We start from the raw sequence: 490 nt of genomic DNA, 5'->3' as shown, positions 1-490 counted from the left end.
TGCTTAGCTAATCCAGACAGCAAACCCACCTTGAAAAAGGTGCCATCCTGCTTCTTACGCCTAGACGGAATCCCCAGACCTTCAAGCCTGTCAGAAATCCGATCAGATTGAAGCCTTATGGCCTCATCCCTGCCAATGCGTTCAAGATGTTTAAACACATCAACCTTGTTCCCACTGTTGCGACGAAGAAGCTCATAAAAACCTATCCGAGAAGATGACTCACACCCATTCTCAGACGGTCCTGCATCAAAAATCTCTCCGCGTGATTCCTTCGCTTCCTTAACCTCTGGAACGTATACTAAACCACCAGCAGGAAGCCTGAAGCGTCGACTGTCTTCCTCTTCCGAACGACACGCAAAACGCAGATTATCATCAGCAGAATAATCCCGAGCTATAAGCCCAAGGTGCTTGCAGTCAGCAGATATCAGCCAGCAGATATCATAAACAGACCACCCCAGATGGAACACATGCCCAAGCCATGAACGAGGAT

At 48.4% G+C, this 490-nt stretch carries 1 protein-coding gene; it reads right to left on the bottom strand.

Annotated elements, in window-relative coordinates; translation table 11 throughout:
* Positions 1 to 490: hypothetical protein (locus tag KP705_RS17145; RefSeq protein ID WP_215765141.1), on the bottom strand; the 490-nt coding region annotated here is incomplete at both ends.

The organism is Gluconobacter sp. P1D12_c, from assembly GCF_018812105.1.
In the GTDB taxonomy this organism is placed as follows: domain Bacteria; phylum Pseudomonadota; class Alphaproteobacteria; order Acetobacterales; family Acetobacteraceae; genus Gluconobacter; species Gluconobacter oxydans_A.
This window is presented reverse-complemented; position numbering and strand designations above follow the sequence as displayed.